The organism is Vibrio sp. 1288 (assembly GCF_033344475.1).
Genome location: NZ_JAWPOX010000611.1, coordinates 1 through 661, shown reverse-complemented (window position 1 = coordinate 661; position 661 = coordinate 1). Strand labels below are relative to the sequence as shown.

The window sequence follows — 661 nt, the reverse complement described above, 5'->3', positions numbered from 1 at the left end:
ATCGCATTTTTGATCATGCTGTCCACTAAACCATTCATAAATCCGATCATGGCGACAACGCCCATCAAACCAAACACCATCGCGCCAAGCATGATGGACGTTCTTAATTTGTTCCGCCAAAGATTACGCCAAGCCAATTTAATCAACATGCGCGCCCCCTTTCAGCCCACTGGCGATAGGTAAACGAAGAAGACGAATCATCGGGTAGACAAGGCACAAGGATAAGATGATGAGAACCACGATAATTTGGTTAAGCAGCAAGTGAGGATCGAGAGAAACTGGCACAATGGGCTCAAAACCACTTTCCAACATGACTTGAGCAGCTTCGCCAGTAATTTCAATGGGATTAAAATAGAAGTAGCCAAGCACAGGTGCACTGACGATCAAACCCAAAACAATGCCAATAATGGCGATGAAAAGCGATTCAATTGAAATTAAACCAATCAACTTGCTCCTGAGCATCCCAGTGGCCAACATCACGGCAAATTCACGCTGGCGTTCTAACGTCGTCATCAAAATGGTCGCGAATAGACCAAAACCAACGATTCCACACAGAATGTAGATGAGGAACCTCCCGCCAGCTTTGTCTAATGCGATTTGCTGAGAAAGCTCCGGCGATAACTCCTGCCAGCCTTTTACGGCGACGCTATTGCCGTAATCT

1 protein-coding gene and 1 pseudogene are annotated in these 661 nt (G+C 46.1%); both read right to left on the bottom strand.

Translation table 11 applies throughout. The annotated features are described in order from the left end of the window. A pseudogene (locus R8O11_RS28330) lies at positions 1-149 on the bottom strand (ABC transporter permease); the annotation flags it as partial. After that, positions 139-661: ABC transporter permease (locus R8O11_RS28325; RefSeq protein ID WP_318195010.1), on the bottom strand; the 523-nt coding region annotated here is incomplete at its 5' end. The gene R8O11_RS28325 and the pseudogene R8O11_RS28330, both read right to left, overlap by 11 nt.